At 76.9% G+C, this 1,695-nt stretch carries 1 protein-coding gene and 1 pseudogene; one reads left to right on the forward strand and one right to left on the reverse strand.

The window, feature by feature from the left end; genetic code table 11:
- Positions 1-368: 368 nt before the first annotated feature.
- Positions 369-800: pseudogene (locus P1P75_RS41405) on the forward strand (LuxR C-terminal-related transcriptional regulator); the annotation flags it as partial.
- Positions 801-820: 20 nt separating this feature from the next.
- On the opposite strand, the gene P1P75_RS41410 reads toward P1P75_RS41405, so the two are convergent.
- Positions 821-1,695: CHAT domain-containing protein (locus P1P75_RS41410; protein ID WP_319265185.1), on the reverse strand; the 875-nt coding region annotated here is incomplete at its 5' end.

Here is a 1,695-nt window from a genome sequence, read left to right on the forward strand (position 1 = left end):
TCGCCCCCGCCGCCCCTTCCCGTCCCGACCCTGGGGGCTGCCGCCCCCAGACCCGCGCTGTCGGCCCTGAACGGGCCTCGTCCTCACACTTCCCCGGAGGGGAGACCCCCGGACGGGCCGAGTCGCAAGGACCGCCACCTTCTGTCCCACCGAGCGGGGCACTGGGGCCGTCGCGTGCTGTCCCACCGGGTGGGGTGCTGGGAGCGTCGCCTTCCGTCCCACCGAGCCGGTCGTCGGGGCCCTCCCCTTTCATCCCACCCAGTCGGGTGGTGGGTAGGGATGGGGCGGGAGGAGAGGGGGCGGCGCCGTCTGCAACGCCGGACCAGGTGATCCCCTACGACGCCGTACGGCACGAACCTCCTGAGGGTGGGGTCTTCGCGCGGCACGCCGATGCCCTCGACCGGGGGGACGGGCCCGGACTCGAAGCCGTCGCCGCGGAGTTGGAGGAGCGCGGGTTCCTCCTGTTCGCGGCCGAGGCGCAGGCCCAGGCCGCGCAACTGCACCGGGACCCGCGCGCTGCCCGCACCGCCCGTACCCGGGCCGTCGCACTGGCCCGCCGCTGCCAGGGCGCCCGCACCCCCGCCCTGGCCGGCCTGGTGCTGGGCGAACTCACCACCCGCCAGCGCCAGATCGTCACCCTCGCCGCGGCCGGCCTCAGCAACCGGCAGATCGCCGAGCGGCTGACCCTGTCCGTGCGTACGGTCGGCAATCACCTGTACGGCGCGTACACCCGCCTCGGCGCGAGCGACAGGGCGGCGCTGCCGTGGCTCGTGGAGCTGCCGGACACCAGGACCGCCTGACTTCCGGGCGACGGCGGCGTTCAGGCGGCGCCGAACGCGGTGAACGCCCACCCCGTCGCCTGGTGCGGCGCGTCTCCTGGCAGGGCGGCGCGAGCGTCACGCAGGGCCTCCGCCAGGGACAGGCCGGCGCTGACCCCCTTGTGCAGGGCCAGCATCAGCGCGACGACCGCCTCGTCGTTGACGGGCGCGCTGCTGGCCACCACCCCGGCCGTGCCGAGCGGCAGCAACGCCGCCACCAGGCCGAGGAGTTCGTCGGCGCCCACCGAGGCGAGGCGGGCGGTGTCGCAGCTGGACAGGATGATCCGGTACGGGCTGCGGGCGAGGCGCTCGAAGTCGTGCACGATCAGGGGCCCGTCGGCCATCCGCAGGGACGAGAACATGGGGCTGTCGGCCCGGAAGGTGCCATGGGCGGCGATGTGCGCGAGCGCGGCCCCGTCCAGTTCCTCCAGGACCCGCGACGCGCGGGCGTCCTCGTGCTCCAGCACCGTCGGCCTGCCGTACCGGCCCGCCACCTCCGGCACCTCGGCGCCCCCGGTCGCCAGGCCCGGCCCCCGCACCAGCACCCGCCGCCCGCCCGGCGTCGGCTCGGTCTCCCGGGCGCGCAGCCAGCTGCTCGCCGACGGCGACACACTGAGCACCCGCTCCCGCAGCGACGGCAGCAGCGCCCACGGCACCTGATGCAGCCGGGCCGGGGGCACGACGACGACCGGGCCGGAGCCCAGCCGCGCGGCGGCCTCGCCCAGCAGCAGCTCCTCCAGGCGCCGGCCGGACGCCTCGACCACCGGCAGCCGCGCCTGCGCACCCGGATGCGCCAGCCGCCGCAGCCCGGCCTGCACATGCTCGGCCTCCCGCTCCGCCGCGGCCACCGGCCCGCCCGCGAACCGTCGCACCCGCC

It is taken from the genome of Streptomyces sp. ID05-39B, assembly GCF_033794725.1.
Taxonomy (GTDB): domain Bacteria; phylum Actinomycetota; class Actinomycetes; order Streptomycetales; family Streptomycetaceae; genus Streptomyces; species Streptomyces bobili.